At 32.9% G+C, this 15,045-nt stretch carries 18 protein-coding genes; 1 reads left to right on the top strand and 17 read right to left on the bottom strand.

Features of this window, described 5'->3' with window-relative positions; translation table 11 throughout:
• Positions 1 to 8 precede the first annotated feature (8 nt).
• Positions 9 to 950 carry an oxygen-dependent tRNA uridine(34) hydroxylase TrhO gene (gene trhO / locus I586_RS08035; protein WP_010765647.1) on the bottom strand — a complete coding sequence of 314 codons (942 nt, stop codon included), beginning with the start codon at positions 948 to 950 and terminating at the stop codon, positions 9 to 11.
• 202 nt (positions 951 to 1,152) lie between these two features.
• A complete protein-coding gene (locus I586_RS08030; protein WP_010765648.1) occupies positions 1,153 to 1,527 on the bottom strand; it encodes a VOC family protein in 375 nt (124 codons plus the stop codon).
• 118 nt (positions 1,528 to 1,645) lie between these two features.
• Between I586_RS08030 and I586_RS08025 the strand changes: the two genes are divergently transcribed.
• Positions 1,646 to 2,455 carry an MBL fold metallo-hydrolase gene (locus tag I586_RS08025; protein ID WP_010765649.1) on the top strand — a complete coding sequence of 270 codons (810 nt, stop codon included), beginning with the start codon at positions 1,646 to 1,648 and terminating at the stop codon, positions 2,453 to 2,455.
• Positions 2,456 to 2,533: 78 nt separating this feature from the next.
• Here I586_RS08025 and I586_RS08020 read toward each other — a convergent pair whose 3' ends face one another.
• The 15 genes from I586_RS08020 to I586_RS07940 form a co-directional block, all read right to left on the bottom strand.
• On the bottom strand, positions 2,534 to 3,925 hold the full coding sequence (locus tag I586_RS08020) for an L-cystine transporter (protein ID WP_010765650.1): 1,392 nt from the start codon (positions 3,923 to 3,925) through the stop codon (positions 2,534 to 2,536).
• A gap of 353 nt (positions 3,926 to 4,278) precedes the next feature.
• On the bottom strand, positions 4,279 to 4,671 hold the full coding sequence (locus I586_RS08015; protein WP_010765651.1) for a DUF1149 family protein: 393 nt from the start codon (positions 4,669 to 4,671) through the stop codon (positions 4,279 to 4,281).
• A 134-nt stretch (positions 4,672 to 4,805) separates the two neighbouring features.
• On the bottom strand, positions 4,806 to 6,149 hold the full coding sequence (locus I586_RS08010; protein ID WP_010765652.1) for a PFL family protein: 1,344 nt from the start codon (positions 6,147 to 6,149) through the stop codon (positions 4,806 to 4,808).
• Positions 6,150 to 6,265: 116 nt separating this feature from the next.
• Positions 6,266 to 6,535: an ACT domain-containing protein gene (locus tag I586_RS08005; RefSeq protein ID WP_010765653.1), complete on the bottom strand. Its 270-nt coding sequence runs from the start codon at positions 6,533 to 6,535 to the stop codon at positions 6,266 to 6,268.
• A gap of 194 nt (positions 6,536 to 6,729) precedes the next feature.
• The gene (locus tag I586_RS08000) at positions 6,730 to 7,161 is read right to left on the bottom strand and encodes a hypothetical protein (RefSeq protein WP_010765654.1); all 432 of its coding nucleotides are present in this window, start codon (positions 7,159 to 7,161) and stop codon (positions 6,730 to 6,732) included.
• A 79-nt stretch (positions 7,162 to 7,240) separates the two neighbouring features.
• Positions 7,241 to 8,128 carry a helix-turn-helix transcriptional regulator gene (locus I586_RS07995; protein WP_010765655.1) on the bottom strand — a complete coding sequence of 296 codons (888 nt, stop codon included), beginning with the start codon at positions 8,126 to 8,128 and terminating at the stop codon, positions 7,241 to 7,243.
• A complete protein-coding gene (locus I586_RS07990; RefSeq protein ID WP_010765656.1) occupies positions 8,121 to 8,522 on the bottom strand; it encodes a DUF3224 domain-containing protein in 402 nt (133 codons plus the stop codon). Before I586_RS07990 ends, I586_RS07995 begins: the two co-directional genes overlap by 8 nt.
• A gap of 398 nt (positions 8,523 to 8,920) precedes the next feature.
• Entirely contained in the window at positions 8,921 to 9,055 is a 135-nt protein-coding gene (locus tag I586_RS17535) for a hypothetical protein (RefSeq protein ID WP_010765657.1), read from the bottom strand.
• An 8-nt stretch (positions 9,056 to 9,063) separates the two neighbouring features.
• Positions 9,064 to 9,327 carry a hypothetical protein gene (locus I586_RS07980; protein ID WP_034702067.1) on the bottom strand — a complete coding sequence of 88 codons (264 nt, stop codon included), beginning with the start codon at positions 9,325 to 9,327 and terminating at the stop codon, positions 9,064 to 9,066.
• Between the two features lie 377 nt (positions 9,328 to 9,704).
• Positions 9,705 to 10,166 (bottom strand): DUF3592 domain-containing protein, encoded by a 462-nt coding sequence (locus tag I586_RS07975; RefSeq protein ID WP_010765659.1) that lies wholly within the window; start codon positions 10,164 to 10,166, stop codon positions 9,705 to 9,707.
• Positions 10,167 to 10,600: 434 nt separating this feature from the next.
• Positions 10,601 to 11,080, bottom strand: coding sequence for a hypothetical protein (locus tag I586_RS07965; protein ID WP_010765661.1), 480 nt, complete (start codon positions 11,078 to 11,080; stop codon positions 10,601 to 10,603).
• A gap of 36 nt (positions 11,081 to 11,116) precedes the next feature.
• Positions 11,117 to 11,392 carry a hypothetical protein gene (locus I586_RS07960; protein WP_010765662.1) on the bottom strand — a complete coding sequence of 92 codons (276 nt, stop codon included), beginning with the start codon at positions 11,390 to 11,392 and terminating at the stop codon, positions 11,117 to 11,119.
• Positions 11,393 to 11,750: 358 nt separating this feature from the next.
• Entirely contained in the window at positions 11,751 to 12,086 is a 336-nt protein-coding gene (locus tag I586_RS07955) for a GNAT family N-acetyltransferase (protein ID WP_010765663.1), read from the bottom strand.
• 540 nt (positions 12,087 to 12,626) lie between these two features.
• Entirely contained in the window at positions 12,627 to 13,481 is an 855-nt protein-coding gene (locus tag I586_RS07945; protein ID WP_010765664.1) for an AAA family ATPase, read from the bottom strand.
• Positions 13,474 to 14,913 carry a Mu transposase C-terminal domain-containing protein gene (locus tag I586_RS07940; RefSeq protein ID WP_010765665.1) on the bottom strand — a complete coding sequence of 480 codons (1,440 nt, stop codon included), beginning with the start codon at positions 14,911 to 14,913 and terminating at the stop codon, positions 13,474 to 13,476. Before I586_RS07940 ends, I586_RS07945 begins: the two co-directional genes overlap by 8 nt.
• Positions 14,914 to 15,045: the final 132 nt, after the last annotated feature.

Here is a 15,045-nt window from a genome sequence, read left to right as displayed (position 1 = left end):
CTTTTTAATTACTGTGCAATCGCTTCGAGTCTAGCTTTTACATCTTGTTCTGAAAGTTCATTTCTCATCACATAACGATTCGCTGGATGATGACGACATTCATCTGAGCAACTGCCAAGATATTTCGCTTCATTTTCTTCTGAAGCTAGAATTTGTTTATTACAGAATGGATTTGCACAATTGATGTAACGTTCGCAAGGTGTCCCATCAAACCAATCTTTGCCGATGATTTTTTTATCAACATGATTGATTTCAACACTGATTCGTTCATCAAAGACATACATTTTGCCATCCCATAACTCGCCTCTTGTCTCAGGATCTTTTCCATAAACAGCGATACCACCATGCAATTGCGCAACATCTTCAAAACCTTCTTTGATCAACCAACCAGAAAACTTCTCACAACGGATGCCACCCGTACAGTAGGTAACAACTTTTTTATCCATAAATTGTTCTTTATTGTCTCTGATCCATTGTGGTAATTCTCTAAAGTTACGAATATCAGGTCTAACAGCGCCTCTAAAGTGACCTAAATCATATTCATAATCATTTCTAGCATCGATCACAACTGTATCTTCATCAAGCAACGCTTGTTTAAATTCAGTTGGTTCTAAATATTTTCCAGTTAGTTCAAGAGGATTAACATCCTCTTCTAGGCTTAAAGAAACGAGTTCTTTTCTAGGGCGGACAAACATTTTATGGAAGGCATTTTCTGGCACTTCATCTATTTTGAAATACGTATCTTTAAATCGGTCATCGGTCAACATTGCTTCCATGTATGCTTCAGTTTCAGCAATCGTACCTGAAAGTGTACCGTTGATCCCTTCAGTTGCGACTAAAATTCTACCTTTTAAGTTTAAAGATTTACAAAAAGCGAGGTGCTCCTTTGCAAATTCTTCTGGGTTTTCGATCGTCGTATATTTATAATAAAGTAATACGCGGTAATCCATTTTATCTTGCTCCTTTTTCTTCGAAACTGCCTAGCTATCTCCAAAATAACCGTACAGTTCTTATTTTCTAATCATACGTATTTAGTATATAAAAAAAGAAATAGGAAAAGCGAGCTATTTGCTTGTGTAAAAATGCACAGGATATAATTCAAAAAAACTACGCTTTTCTTTTGAAAAGCGTAGCCTGTCAGTCTAATATGCCTTATTCTTGTCCAGATACTGCAAAATAATTCTCATCATTATCCGCAAAATTGAAGACTAGTCCAGTTGGTAATTGAACTAATTCACCAACACGCACACCAGCATCTTTCATTTTTTTATATAAATTAATGACATCCTCAGCAAAAAACATCAATGATGGCGTATTTCCAGCAACTTCTGGTGAATGTTGTTGAATAAATGCTAGGTCATACAAAACAATCATTGTTTCTGCTGTTTCACTTGGGGCAATTTCTACAACAAGAGTACCATCAACAGCATCTCTTTCCTTTTCAACAAAACCAATTTTTTGCCAAAATTTACTTGATTCCTCTACATCTGTTACATATAACATTATTTTTATTTGATTCGTAAACATGTTTTAAACTCCTCATCTTTTTTTCTCATTTTAAACTAAATGCTTTATCATTATATACTTTTTATCATAGCCTATGGTAAGCTTTATGAAAATAATTTTGCTTCAAAAAGGAGAAAAAATGAAATTAACTGTTTTAGTAGATAATAATGTCTATATCGATCATTATTACTTAGGCGAACCAGCGTTATCCTTTTATCTAGAAGATGGCGATGAAAAAATTCTTTTCGACACAGGATACAGTGACGTCTTTATAAAAAATGCAGCAGCTTTGAATATTGATTTAAGCCAAATTACAAAATTAGTCCTATCTCACGGTCATAATGATCATACTGGTGGACTAGCCTTCCTCTCCAATATTTTTACAAAAGAAAAACCACAAATCATTGCGCATCCGCTAACCTTCTTTCCTAAAAAAGAAGACGATTTGATCATTGGATCCACTATAACAAAAGAAGAATTACAATCGACATACGATTTACTTCTTTCGAAACAACCAATTAAACTTTCGCCTAAGATCACATTCCTAGGAGAAATTCCTGAGCTTATAGATTTCGAACCTCGTAAACAAGTAGGAGAAACAAAACTATCTGAGGTTTTCACTCCAGACTATGTTTTAGATGATACAGCTTTAGTTTTAGAAGGCCAAGATGGGCTCTATATTATCACAGGATGTTCTCACAGTGGGATTAGCACTATTTGTGAATACGCAAAACAAGTAACAGGTATTCAAACAATTAAAGGCGTTATTGGTGGTTTTCATTTGTTTGAAGATGATTTACAGTTAGATAAAACAATTGACTATTTTGAAAACAATCAAATCACTACTTTGTATCCTTGTCATTGTGTTTCCTTTCAAGCTAAGGCAAAAATTCATTCTCGAATTCCTATTAAAGAAGTTGGCGTTGGTATGCAGTTGGTATGGCAATAAAAAAAACAGGTAAGATCCTTAACGGATCTTACCTGTTTTTCGTTTTTAACTCTCTTGGGGAAGAGAAGTGCTCACATTTTATGCATTTTCTTCGATAACCAAACTACTATCATTTAGTACATCACGATCTAACTCATTGATCCGTGAACTAGTCACAATACCAGCTACCATACTGTCACTAACATTAACAGCTGTTCTAGCCATATCAATCAATGGCTCTACAGAGATTACTAAACCAACGATTGCGACTGGCAAGTTCATTGAACCTAACACAATCAATGAAGCAAACGTTGCGCCACCACCGACACCAGCAACACCAAATGAGCTGATTGTCACGATCGCAACTAACATTAAAATAAATTCTAAACTAAATACATTGATTCCCACAGTTGGTGCAACGATTGTTGCTAACATAGCAGGATAAACACCAGCACAACCATTTTGGCCAATAGACAAACCAAAACTAGCTGCAAAGTTAGCAGTTGCATCATCAACGCCTAACGCTTTTGTTTGTGTTTCAATATTTAAAGGTAATGCTCCAGCACTTGATCTAGAAGTAAATGAAAAACTTAAAACAGGGAATGATTTTTTCAAATAATTCACTGGGTTTACTTTTACTGCAACTAAAATCAACAAGTGAACCAGCATTACAATAATCAACGCAGCATAGGAAGCTAAAACAAATTTCCCTAAATTAAGGATTGCTTCGAAGTCACTTGTAGCCACTACATTAGTCATTAACGCTAATACCCCATAAGGTGTTAAGCGTAAAACCAAGGTCACGATACGCATCGTGATTTTATAAAGACTGTCAATTAGATTGGCAAAAAATTCTGCTTCTTTTGGTGCTTTTCTTTTCACACCTAGGTATGCAACACCAACAAATGCAGCAAATATTACGACACCAATCGTACTTGTTGGACGTGTACCTGCAAAATCTGCAAAAACATTTCTAGGAATAAAGGCTAAAATTTGTTGTGGAATCGATAGATTTTCAACGGTTTCCTGTCTCGTTGCAAGTTCTGCAATTCGTGCCGTCTCTGCCGTTCCTTGTGTAAATTGTGCACCTTGTAGTCCAAATAATAATGTTGTTCCGATTCCAATCAACGCAGCCACAGCCGTTGTGCCTAGCAATGTTGCTAGTACATTAAAGCTGATTTTACCTAGTTGTTTGGATTCTTTCATTTTAGTAAATGCTCCTACGATAGAAACAAAAACTAAAGGGATTACGAGCATTTGTAAAAATGCTACATATCCATTACCTACAATACCGATCCATTCCATTGCTTGGGTTGTGACTTTGTCTTGTGTACCGAATGCGAATTGAATAATTGCACCTAATACAATACCAACACCTAATGCTGCAAAAACACGTGTTGAAAATTTGTAGTGTTTTGCTTGCATCCGATAAAAGACGTATAACACAGCAAGAAATGCAAGGACCACTAAAACAGTGATGAGTGTTGTCATTTTTTTCCCTCCTAAATTTGAATGCGCAGCAAGTTCATTTAGCTCTGACAAAAATTTGAAATCTAGGTTTGTAGCACTTTTCGCCACAGATACATTTCATCTTTTTCAACAGTCCTAACTAATGAAGCTAACAGACACAATTGAAATGACAAGTACATCAAAGGAAGTAAAGGTTCCCGGGGATCATTCTTCAATGATCCGCCCTAAAAATAAAGTACATCATTTTCAGTGATACACCTATTGTACCTGATTTAAAAGGCCGATGGGTACTATTTTGTTTCTATAATGATAGAAAAAAAGGTTTGTGATAGTTTAAAACTATCACAAACCTTTTAGATTATATATCGCTACTGTTATTCTTCTTCAGATGTTGATTGGAAATTCAATTGGATTCCTGGTTTGTCCAATGCAATTTCAGTAATTTCGTAAGCCATACGTTGTACAATATTGAATAACGGACTAACTAATTCGTCCACTTCTTCTTGAGAAATGTCTTCTTGTTTTTCAATTTTGTGATTGATTATATGATTGATTTGGCTAACAGAACCTGATAAAACATATTCCTCAAATACTAAGCGAAACTCTAAACGAGCTGCAATGATTGAATTTTCTTTTGGATAATTTTCATCTGTTGATTCAATCGGAGAAAATCCTACTCTAAGATCTGTTTCAACTTCTTCCATATCCTGTGTGCGCATGTCATAGTGAAATCCTTCTACAACTTCTTGTTGACGTTTTATTTCCATGAATTAAAATCCCCTTTTTTAAGTTCAATACCTTTTCGTTTTATCCAGTGATTGCTGAATGAAACAGAGTATATTTATAATTTATTATACCATACATCATTTTTTCGCAAATACATATACACATTTTTCTTAATCTAATTTTTAAAGGAGTGAATTGGGGCCGGAATTCGTCCACCACGTAAAATAAAGTCAGTCGAAGCATACTCATTTACTTTCATAACGGGTGCTCGGCCTAATAATCCACCAAATTCCACCATGTCACCAACTTTTGTTCCTTTTGCTGGGATAATTCGAACAGCGGTTGTCTTATGATTGATCACACCAATTGCTGCTTCATCTGCAATCATCGCAGCAATTGTTTCAGCAGACGTCTCTCCAGGTATAGCAACCATATCTAAACCAACGGAGCAAATTGCGGTCATCGCTTCTAATTTCTCTAAATTAAGCGCACCATTAGTAACAGCATCGATCATTCCAGCATCTTCTGAAACAGGAATAAAGGCACCTGATAGTCCACCTACATGATTACACGCCATTACGCCACCTTTTTTCACTGCATCATTCAGCAAAGCTAAAGCAGCTGTTGTTCCATGGGTTCCAACGCTTTCTAACCCCATTTCTTCAAGGATATACGCAACACTATCCCCAACTGCTGGTGTTGGCGCTAAGGATAAGTCAACGATTCCAAAAGGTACGTCTAAACGTTCTGAAGCAATTTTACCAACTAATTGCCCCATTCTAGTAATTTTAAACGCCGTTTGTTTGACAACTTCTGCCACAACGTCGAATGGTTCTCCTTTTACTTTTTCCAACGCTCGTTTGACAACTCCTGGTCCACTAACACCGACATTGATCACGCAATCAGCCTCACCAACACCATGAAAAGCCCCCGCCATAAAAGGATTGTCTTCTACAGCATTTGCAAATACAACTAATTTAGCACAGCCCATATCAGACCGAGCTGCTGTTTCTTTGATTACATAGCCCATATGTCGAACCGCATCCATATTAATACCGGCTTTTGTTGAACCAATATTCACTGAGGAACAAACAAATTCTGTTTCTGCTAATGCTTGGGGAATTGAATTGATCAAGATTTCATCTCCATGTTGATAGCCTTTTTCAACTAAAGCACTAAATCCACCAATAAAATTCACTCCCACTGCCTGTGCCGCTTTATCTAAAGCTTTTGCATATTTTACATAGTTAGACTCTGAGCTAGCTGCTGCAATGATACTAATTGGTGTTACAGAAATCCGCTTGTTGATAATTGGAATGCCATACTCAGATTCAATTTGTTCGCCAACTTTAACTAAATTTTTAGCTAGACGAGTAATTTTGTCATAAATTTTTTGACAGGCACGATCGCTGTCACTATCAATACAATCCAACAATGAAATTCCCATTGTGATTGTTCTAATATCTAAATTTTCTTCCTCGATCATACGGATCGTTTCCAAAATTTGATTTGTTTCCAAAGTGATTCCTCCTCATTTTAAAGCGCAGTAGGCCCTTAGAAAAATAGTTGTGGTTTTCTTTGCCTCAATTATTTTCCTTTTGTATCCCTACTTAACTGATTCAACTATTTTCGTTATTATAGTTTGTGCATAACATTGAAGATTTCTTCATTTTGAATACTAATCGTCACGCCTAATTTTTCACCTAGAGCGTTTAATTCAGCCCGAATCTCTTCAAAATCATTTTTGTCCTTAGAGATTTCCAAAACCATCATCATTGTAAAATAGCTATCCATGATCGTTTGAGAAACATCCAAAATGTTCATGTTAAGTTCAGCTAATTTCTGACTAACACCTGCAATGATCCCTACTTTGTCTTTACCAATTACAGTTAATACCGCACGCATAACAATTCCTCCTAATTTAAAAAAGCTAAATAAACTATCTACTCTTCAATACAAAATAAGTTTTTCCTATTATATCATAATTTGTTCAACTATTAACAAAAAATCAGAACGAACATCTTAAAAAAAGCAGCATTGTTCGTTTTTGAAATAACGCAAAAAGCTTCTGAGATATAATCCTATCTCAGAAGCTTCTCTTAGACCGTTTTCGTAAATTGCTCCTTGCAAGTGGAGCAATTTACTTTAATCTTCCCTTTACCTTTTGGCGCTCGTAATTGTTGTTTGCAATTCGGACACTTGAAAAAAGTATAGGTTTTGCGTGCATATACTCTCTGTTTTATATTATTGAACTTCTTTTTTAACTGCTGCATGTTTGCTACATAACGAGTATTTTCATTTGAGCGTGGATAAATTCTTTTTGAGAAAAAGCGATAATTGATCCAAATTAGTAATACCACAGCTAACCAAAAAGCAATTGATGTCGGTAGAAATAAATTAAGTAATAGTAAGATTAAACTGATTTTCATCAGTGTATTATTCAACTGATCCATCCGTGCATATCTTCCCACCAATAATTTTTGAATCTTTGCATTCCAGCGAAGCAATCGTTCCAGCCAAATTTGTCCCATATGATCCCTCTTTTCCCTGCTATTATCTCAATCAATAAACATTCTTTCAAGAGGAAAAATAAAAAATTAAACGAAAGCATCAAAAATAGATTTGGGTGCTTTTCATGATTTCTTCTTTGATTTTCTCTTTTAGTTCGAGTGGTTTCACCACTTCTACAGCAGCACCAAAAGATAATAGATAAGAGGACAACCACGTCCCCTCAACTTGCCATGTTTTTACTGTCGTAACTTCTGTACCTTGCTCTATTTCAATATCCAATAAATCTTCCTGTACTTGATAGAGTAGGTCCGTTTTGATTTTAAACTCAATATATATTTTTGAAAACTTTGGCTGATAGTCTTTGGTCAAATAGGCTTCATCAATATCTTGTTCAGATAAGATCAATCCAGTCATACGCCTGATTTTAAACAGTCGAGTTGTATTTCTAACACAACAATAGCCAGCTAAGTACCAAGCATTTTGTTTAAAAATCAATTTATTGGGCATGACTTCTCGTGTAGTCTTTCTCCCTTTACCGTTAGTGTAGGAAAAAATAATACATTTTTTTTGATTTTTGGCTTTAGTGATATGTTCAATCGCTGCTGCCTCATCTTCACGACCCCAAGTTGAAAAATCAATATCGATCCATGGTTCCACTTCTTTGTTGAATAAGGAGGATAGCTTATTGACTAATGGTGTGACACTTTTTAAATCGGTTGCGGCTAAATTTTGCAAAGCGAACATAATTTGATCCTGCTCATCATCATCAACAAAAGTAGCCGACAGCTGGTGAGTATCTAATAATCGTATACCACCATCTCGCCCACTTTGAGCGTATACTGGAAATCCTAATGAAGATAATGTATCAACATCTCGATAAATCGTGCGGATAGAAACTTCCAATTGTTCTGCCAATATGGTTGCCTTGACTTTATTATGCATCGTTAGATAATGCATGATATAAAACAATCTGGATAAGCTATTCATTGTCCTTAAAATCCAAAATCAATTTACTATTGTCACCAACAAAATCATACTGATAAGAGCCAACCAGTGAATGCAACTCTCCCGTTCCTTTAATGATCATTCCTGGAGAATCAAGTGATCCTTTGTCAAAAATTCCTTTTTCAGCTGCTGTAAAGGTTCCTGTTTTTCCTTTATATTGGCCTTCAAAGTGAAGAAATCCAGTAATTCTTGCAGTTGCAAGATGACCGTCTTCTTTGTTGCTTTCTAAATAATAGAGAAGATACTCAACCCAAGCTTTTCCTTTCAAATCACCTTCAAGTTCATACTCTGCTTGAACTCGGTTGATTGGAAAATCGATCATTTCTTCACTCACTGGTTGTTCATCCCATTTTGTTACGCTGAATGTTGCACTCATGCTTATCCCTCCTTATGAATAACAGGATACCAAACGTACGTTCTTTTTACAAGTTTAAACCGCGTATTGATTAAAATGGATGTTGGCTCTTTTTGACGTTCTAATTAATTATTTTAAACTTTTCTGTTAATAAACCAATTAATCAAAAGGATTATTATAACGAACAGAATAATAAAAGGGGCCATCATTATACCCAACATTGGAAAAATATAGCCAACTTTCATAAACTCACTATTAGGAAATATTAAAGCAATTATAAGAGGTACTATAATTAATGCCGCACTTATACCCGAAAGTATCATTGATAATTTGTATAAAAATTTCACTCCACTTTTCTCCTAAACATGCACGAGCATGCTATATTTTTTTGCCAATCTTTTACTGACCTTTTTTGGGAATTACCACCTTGTACTTAATATAGCCAATATTGACCAAAAAATACCAACTACAAGACCTATAATTATTGGACTAAAGATCAGCATGACTAGACCAACAATCATTTTGCCAACTGGCAACTCTTCTTTTTTACTCATTTTACCTCCTACTGTCTGTTTTTTGAGAATTTATATTTATATAACAAGTATAATATAATCATTATGGCTGAGAATGGAATAGTTACAAATAAACCTGCAATCCCGCATACTATGAAAAGCAATGGATAGGCTCCGAATCCATTTTCAGTTGGATTTATGCTCGGAAAGAGTTTAAAAGCAATTAGAAAAACAGCCGGTGGAACAATAAGTATAAATAGATTAATCGCTAATAAAATTTGACTTGCAAAAAAAATTTTTTTCATTTTTTTCATTTACCTCCTTTAGTTATGCTTTTTTCGCCTTTTCTGGATTAGATAGAAAATACTCAAAAATATCAAATAGCATACAGGGACTATCACCCAAGAAATATACAAAAATACTCCGATTCCTATCATAACTCCCTCTGTTGCTCTAACAAATAGGAATGGGGAAATACAATACCAATCTACCACATAACTAATCACCCCTGATATCAAACCTGTTAAATATAACCTTGGTCCAAACTTTAAATTTTTCCATAATCAATTAAATAAGTAATAGACCAAAACGTGAATTATTCCTATTTCTACAAATACAAGAAAAGGAATGTATGGAATAATCATTATTAATCTCCTTACTTTAGTGATTCTTTTTTAATAAAATTTTTTTGTTAAAAAATATATATTCCTATTTCTTGTAAAAATAGCAAAATTGGAAATATACTTAAAAATACTGCAAAGCAAGAAAAGAAAAACATAAGAAATTTTTTATTAAATTGATCATCAATCTTCGAATAAATTTGAGATATATTTTTAGGATTGTAGAGTAATTCAACTTTAGTTCCAACTGGTAAACCTGTTTTTTGTCCTATTGGAATTTTTTTGAAATATATTAATTGGTTTACCTGGATTTCTGATTTGTAAATTTTTCCTTTTATCTGGTATTCAATCAATAATTTCCTATAATAATGAGTCGATTCACTACTTACTCTCTTTCCAAGACTATTTTTTACAACAGTTCCTATTGTCATTTCAGTAGCTTTTTTTTTAAGGCTTTTTTTACTCATATAAATTAGTAAGATAATCATCCAGAATATTGCTGGTATTATAGAAAAAATCAAAATATCTTCCATATCATTCTCCTATCAATTGTTTTTGAATCTCATGCATGCAGTTATCGATTCTTTTTGGGACATATCTTATGTTTTTGATAGAACAAAATAAGATTAATTGCTATAACATATATCGACATAAATATGAATGCCTGAAGTACGATAATCACTATCGGAAATATTGTTAAATTTCCCCACATTGTTTCATAATCTCCTCTTAAACTTTTTGGCAAAACATCTAATATAAAACTTCCGATTGCCCATAAAAGCACACTAAGCACTCCTGTTAAATTCAAGATAAATTGTTTTGATAATTTTGTCGTTTTTTCAACTATTTTATATAGTAAACAATGTACAGGTACCATACTAAAAAAAATTTCCATATATTATCATTATATTGAATCTCTCCTACTGATCGTTTTTAGGACACAAAGTAGTTTTTACATTAAGATTTTTCAATAATAACTCTTATCGTTTCCGTCATTTTTTTCTATAGAGGATACATATTTCAAAAGTTTTTCTATCTTTCTTTTTCCTATGCTTGTCACAGAGTAAAAGGAGGATTCCGATTCCGTACCTATAGAAATATTATTTCCTGTAATAGAATAAAATCTTTCTTTGGGATAGTCTTCAAGTACACTAATTCTATAAGTTTTAGAATCTGTATATAAACCCCAATCATTTATTTCTTTTAAATTAGAATTGTCTATATCAATTAACAAAGCGCTTATTTTTTCTATATCCTTCGCATTTTGAATATCAAGTAAAAAACTATTTTCTTGATTTTCTGTATCAGTAATTGATACTAAGATTTTCCGAACTTTTACACCTTCAAAATTATTTATATTTGTTTGATTACTTTTTAAATTAAAAATAATCAGACAAAGCAAACTAAGTAATATGAAAATACCACCAAAAAAACTATATTTTTTCATTTGTAACTCCCTAATAACAATCTTTTTTTGGAAAGCTTATTGCATAAAAAAATTCTTTTCTTTTAAATACAGAAGATTGGTCATTTGCCACTTAGAGGTCAAGACTACTTGTGGTGTCTTGATTGTTACTTTAGCATCATTATATTTAAAAATAATTTTTGTTTGCATTAACCCTTTTTTAGATCTAAAATCAGTAATATCTTTATGATCCAGATAAGAAATATTTTCTGTAAAAAACACAAGATCGATAGTTTCTATATTCGTTCCCTTTATAAACTCCATAATATTATCTAACTTCATTGCTTCGTTCATTCTTTTTCCTACTATTGAAAAGATTTTTCCTTTTTTTGAGTACATATTAGATAATTTTAATACATCTTTTAAGCTTTACTGATCGCTTTCAACAATTGATCACTCGCTTAATTCTCCACCATACCAAGTTTCTTCTAACTATTTTACTTTCTCACTTTGCGACAGCTACTCAAAAAAAATATAGCTGCTAACGCTATACTTATTAGAATTGCTTTTGTTGTTTTTTCGTCTAACTATCCAATTAATCCATTTTGATAATACAAAAAAACACTTTCACATAGACTTAACCTAAAACAGAATGATTCTAAATTTAAACTTCCAGACAAAAAACAAGTTCATTTTCTAGTATCTCTCCAGTTTAAAAAAAGTTGAACGATTCATATAAGGTAATAGCCTTTTTATTTTCAGATCCAGTACTGAGAAAAATCTTTTGACAATTAAAACAATCAACCATTTCAGATATAATAAGAGGAATAACTTTCTTACCTATTCCTTTACCTAGATAGCGATAATCAACCATAAGACGACAGAGTTCATAGCGATCATTTTCTTTGTCGAGCCCATACATCGCAAAACCAACAGATTCTCCATCATATATAATACCTTTAGTAATCCAACTCTCTTCAAAATGAGACTGTACGAGAGAATATGCATTTGAGGATACAAAGTTTACACCTTCATCTCCTGGATACATGGAACAAAATATAGCCCAATTTTTTATCAATGTCTACTAATTTTATTGAAGACAAATTTAACACATCCTTTTTGTAATAACTGTTCTAATGTAGATAAAATTTCTTTTACTGATCCTTTTAATCGTAGTTCTTCCGAAATATCACTAAATGTCATTGAAAACAATTCTATATCTGCTACCAGCTTTCTATAATCTAATGAGTTCATGACCTTATGACGCTTATTCAAACGATTGATAAGATCTTCAAGTCGTATATCAAACTCCTGCCAACTATTTATTTTCAATTTCATTATCTTAAACATAGAATAGCGCACTAAAATACGCTATTCAACACTAAAATGAGAATTCGTTATGAAAAGTATTAATAAGTAGAATTCATTTCTTTTTGAATACATAAATATATTCATTTTTACCCATTCAATCCCTTTTAAAATAAGGATTTTTATGTCACTTTTAAAGATAAACTGCACACTTTTTGAGATTTATTCTGCACGAAAAAGATAAACACACCGTTTGAAAAAACAGTGTGCGTATCTTCTATTAAACAGTACCAATTATTAATAATTTTCTAGCTACCTCAATTACTTCAGTAGTAATTTTTTGAAGATTGTTTATTTCCATAACGCGATCAATTTGTGTGAACAACCGTTGAAGTAATCTAAGATTCCCATTGCTCAACTTTAGAATACTATTAATTGCTTCATAATCTTCAAAATCCTCATAAGATATTGTAAGACCAACCTCCTGCCACTTATATTCCAGTATATGCTGAAGTTCAGTTTTAGCTATTTTTTTAAATTCATGTGAAAAACCGATACGTGAATAAAGTTGAGGGTATCTAGATAGCTTTTTTTCTAGCCCGTTCATACCAATTAAAACCATGCCAATATTATTTTGGTCATATATGTCTCTTAAAATTTCAAGAGTTTGTAATTTTAATCTGTCTACTTCATCAATAATTACTAATTCAACTGATTTGTAGGGTTCATTATCCTCTGCATATATTAGATGTTTAGACATTTCTTGAGCTTCTTCTTCAGATATTTTATTTTCCTGGATAGCTAAAGATTTTTTAGAATACCTAAGGTTTATAGCTAAATTTCTAAGTTCATTATATAAATTTGCAGATTTTACAGGCGGTGCTGTAGTAAATATTGTAGTCGCCTGTGCTATTTCTATAGGTATTTTATCATTTTTCCGTTGATTTAATGATCGTACTTTTGTAACAGTGGGACTTATTGTCTCCCATTTACTGTAATTTTTAGCAGCTACTGTTTTACCAACTCCTGGTAGACCATGACAAACACCAATGTATTTGTACTTAGCGCACGAATCGCAAAATTCAACAAATTTATGATATTCCTTTGTTTCAATAAACTGAAAAGTACTAGTCATTTTTATAGCTCCTTAGAGTTGATTTTTTATGTTTACTCTGACTATTTGTTTCAACCCGTCTATTCTCTTGCATATGCTCTATCACTGTTTCTGTCGTTACTTGAAGATTATTAGAGAGGTTTCGGCGCACGCTATTCCTTTCTTTTCTTATATCATTTAAGCTGATTGAATAGTTTTCTAATGTTGTCGAGACAGCTGTACACAAAAATTCTCTATTATAAAATACACGGATATCACTAATGTCTCTAGGATCATACCTTATTTCTACAGATTCCCCGACAAATGCTGATAAATTGGGTTGAATATACTTCAAGCCAAATAAATGAATTCCGTCAGAATGTACAACACGTTCTTTTTTTACTTCTAATAATAATAAGTCGAGATTTTCCAAAGAATCTGGCATATTTGGTAAAAAATCCGATCTATTCCACATGTCAATTGGCCTTTGTTTAGTTGTTCCATGAATTCTATAGTGATAAGTATTCAGTAACCAATCATTAAATGCTATCAAAAGTTCTTCTTCAGTTAGCAATTTTTTTGTACTATTATTTTTTGTATATCCTGGTAATGATTCTAGAAACATAGTATTGACTGTATTAAAAAAACGTTCAATTTTACCTCTACCACGTGGCACCCCTACCTTAGAAAAAAGTAGTGACATTTTCAAATCTAGAGCCACTTGCTCTAAATGTATAGAAGTGAAATCACTACCATGATCCGTATAAAATGTTTCAGGTATACCACAAACAGGCCAGTTAGGATTTTTTTTCTTCCAAATCGCTTGCCTCAAAGTCAAAGCTGTTTTTAAAGAGTTAGGTGCTTCAAAATCTATATAATAGCCAACCACAGCTCTACTGTAATCGTCTAAAATAATAGTTAACCACGGCCGCACTGAACTCCCTTTTGAATTTAATATATTTATGTCAAGTAACGTATGATCAGCCTGCCAGATCTGATTTGGATAATCTGCTTCCCTCAAATATATCAAATCGAATTTATTAGAATATTTTTTAGCTCCCTCCTGAGCTAACACTGTTAAGTTTTTGGGAATATTAGCAATAATTTTTCTAACTTGATAATATGACGGTTCTGTAATTTGATTTTCATTACACCACACAGCTATCTTTCTTTGTATTGAAGCAATTGATATATTTTTATTCATTAGAGTATATTTTTTAATCATTTGTTCAACTTCGTTAGATATTTCTATTTTCCCTTTATCACAACGCTCTTTTGTAATAAGTCCGACTAATCCATTTTTCTTATAATTAGATATCCAGGTCCTTAACGTTCGAATGCAATAGTTGGAATTAGTTGCAACTTCACTTAACGAACATTGCTTCGACAAGTAGGGTTCTATAATTTTATATTTTTTCATTGCTGCAAATCGTTTGTCTTCAGAATAATAAATCAAGTATTTTTTCTGTTCCATGTTCTCACCTCCTCTCTTAAGATCATTTTTTCATAGGTAGAAAAAAATGTCTAATTAGGGTACACGATAATCATACAAGTATGGGTAGTTGATTTTACTGTTTTCTAATTGTATGATTAGGGTGTGTGATAA

The organism is Enterococcus moraviensis ATCC BAA-383, from assembly GCF_000407445.1.
GTDB lineage: Bacteria > Bacillota > Bacilli > Lactobacillales > Enterococcaceae > Enterococcus_L > Enterococcus_L moraviensis.
This window is presented reverse-complemented; position numbering and strand designations above follow the sequence as displayed.

Coding starts and splice junctions, on each gene's coding strand:
- I586_RS17535 (WP_010765657.1), bottom strand. CDS start 9,055: ATGAGTAAAAAAGAAGAGTTGCCAGTTGGCAAAATGATTGTTGGTCTA.
- I586_RS07960 (WP_010765662.1), bottom strand. CDS start 11,392: ATGAACGAAGCAATGAAGTTAGATAATATTATGGAGTTTATAAAGGGA.
- I586_RS08015 (WP_010765651.1), bottom strand. CDS start 4,671: ATGGAAATAAAACGTCAACAAGAAGTTGTAGAAGGATTTCACTATGAC.
- I586_RS08020 (WP_010765650.1), bottom strand. CDS start 3,925: ATGACAACACTCATCACTGTTTTAGTGGTCCTTGCATTTCTTGCTGTG.
- I586_RS08030 (WP_010765648.1), bottom strand. CDS start 1,527: ATGTTTACGAATCAAATAAAAATAATGTTATATGTAACAGATGTAGAG.
- I586_RS08025 (WP_010765649.1), top strand. CDS start 1,646: ATGAAATTAACTGTTTTAGTAGATAATAATGTCTATATCGATCATTAT.
- I586_RS08000 (WP_010765654.1), bottom strand. CDS start 7,161: ATGGGACAAATTTGGCTGGAACGATTGCTTCGCTGGAATGCAAAGATT.
- I586_RS07995 (WP_010765655.1), bottom strand. CDS start 8,128: ATGAATAGCTTATCCAGATTGTTTTATATCATGCATTATCTAACGATG.
- I586_RS07940 (WP_010765665.1), bottom strand. CDS start 14,913: ATGGAACAGAAAAAATACTTGATTTATTATTCTGAAGACAAACGATTT.
- I586_RS07975 (WP_010765659.1), bottom strand. CDS start 10,166: ATGGAAGATATTTTGATTTTTTCTATAATACCAGCAATATTCTGGATG.
- I586_RS08005 (WP_010765653.1), bottom strand. CDS start 6,535: ATGCGTGCGGTATTAACTGTAATTGGTAAAGACAAAGTAGGGATCATT.
- I586_RS07945 (WP_010765664.1), bottom strand. CDS start 13,481: ATGACTAGTACTTTTCAGTTTATTGAAACAAAGGAATATCATAAATTT.
- I586_RS07980 (WP_034702067.1), bottom strand. CDS start 9,327: ATGAAAAAAATGAAAAAAATTTTTTTTGCAAGTCAAATTTTATTAGCG.
- trhO (WP_010765647.1), bottom strand. CDS start 950: ATGGATTACCGCGTATTACTTTATTATAAATATACGACGATCGAAAAC.
- I586_RS07990 (WP_010765656.1), bottom strand. CDS start 8,522: ATGAGTGCAACATTCAGCGTAACAAAATGGGATGAACAACCAGTGAGT.
- I586_RS07965 (WP_010765661.1), bottom strand. CDS start 11,080: ATGAAAAAATATAGTTTTTTTGGTGGTATTTTCATATTACTTAGTTTG.
- I586_RS07955 (WP_010765663.1), bottom strand. CDS start 12,086: ATGTATCCAGGAGATGAAGGTGTAAACTTTGTATCCTCAAATGCATAT.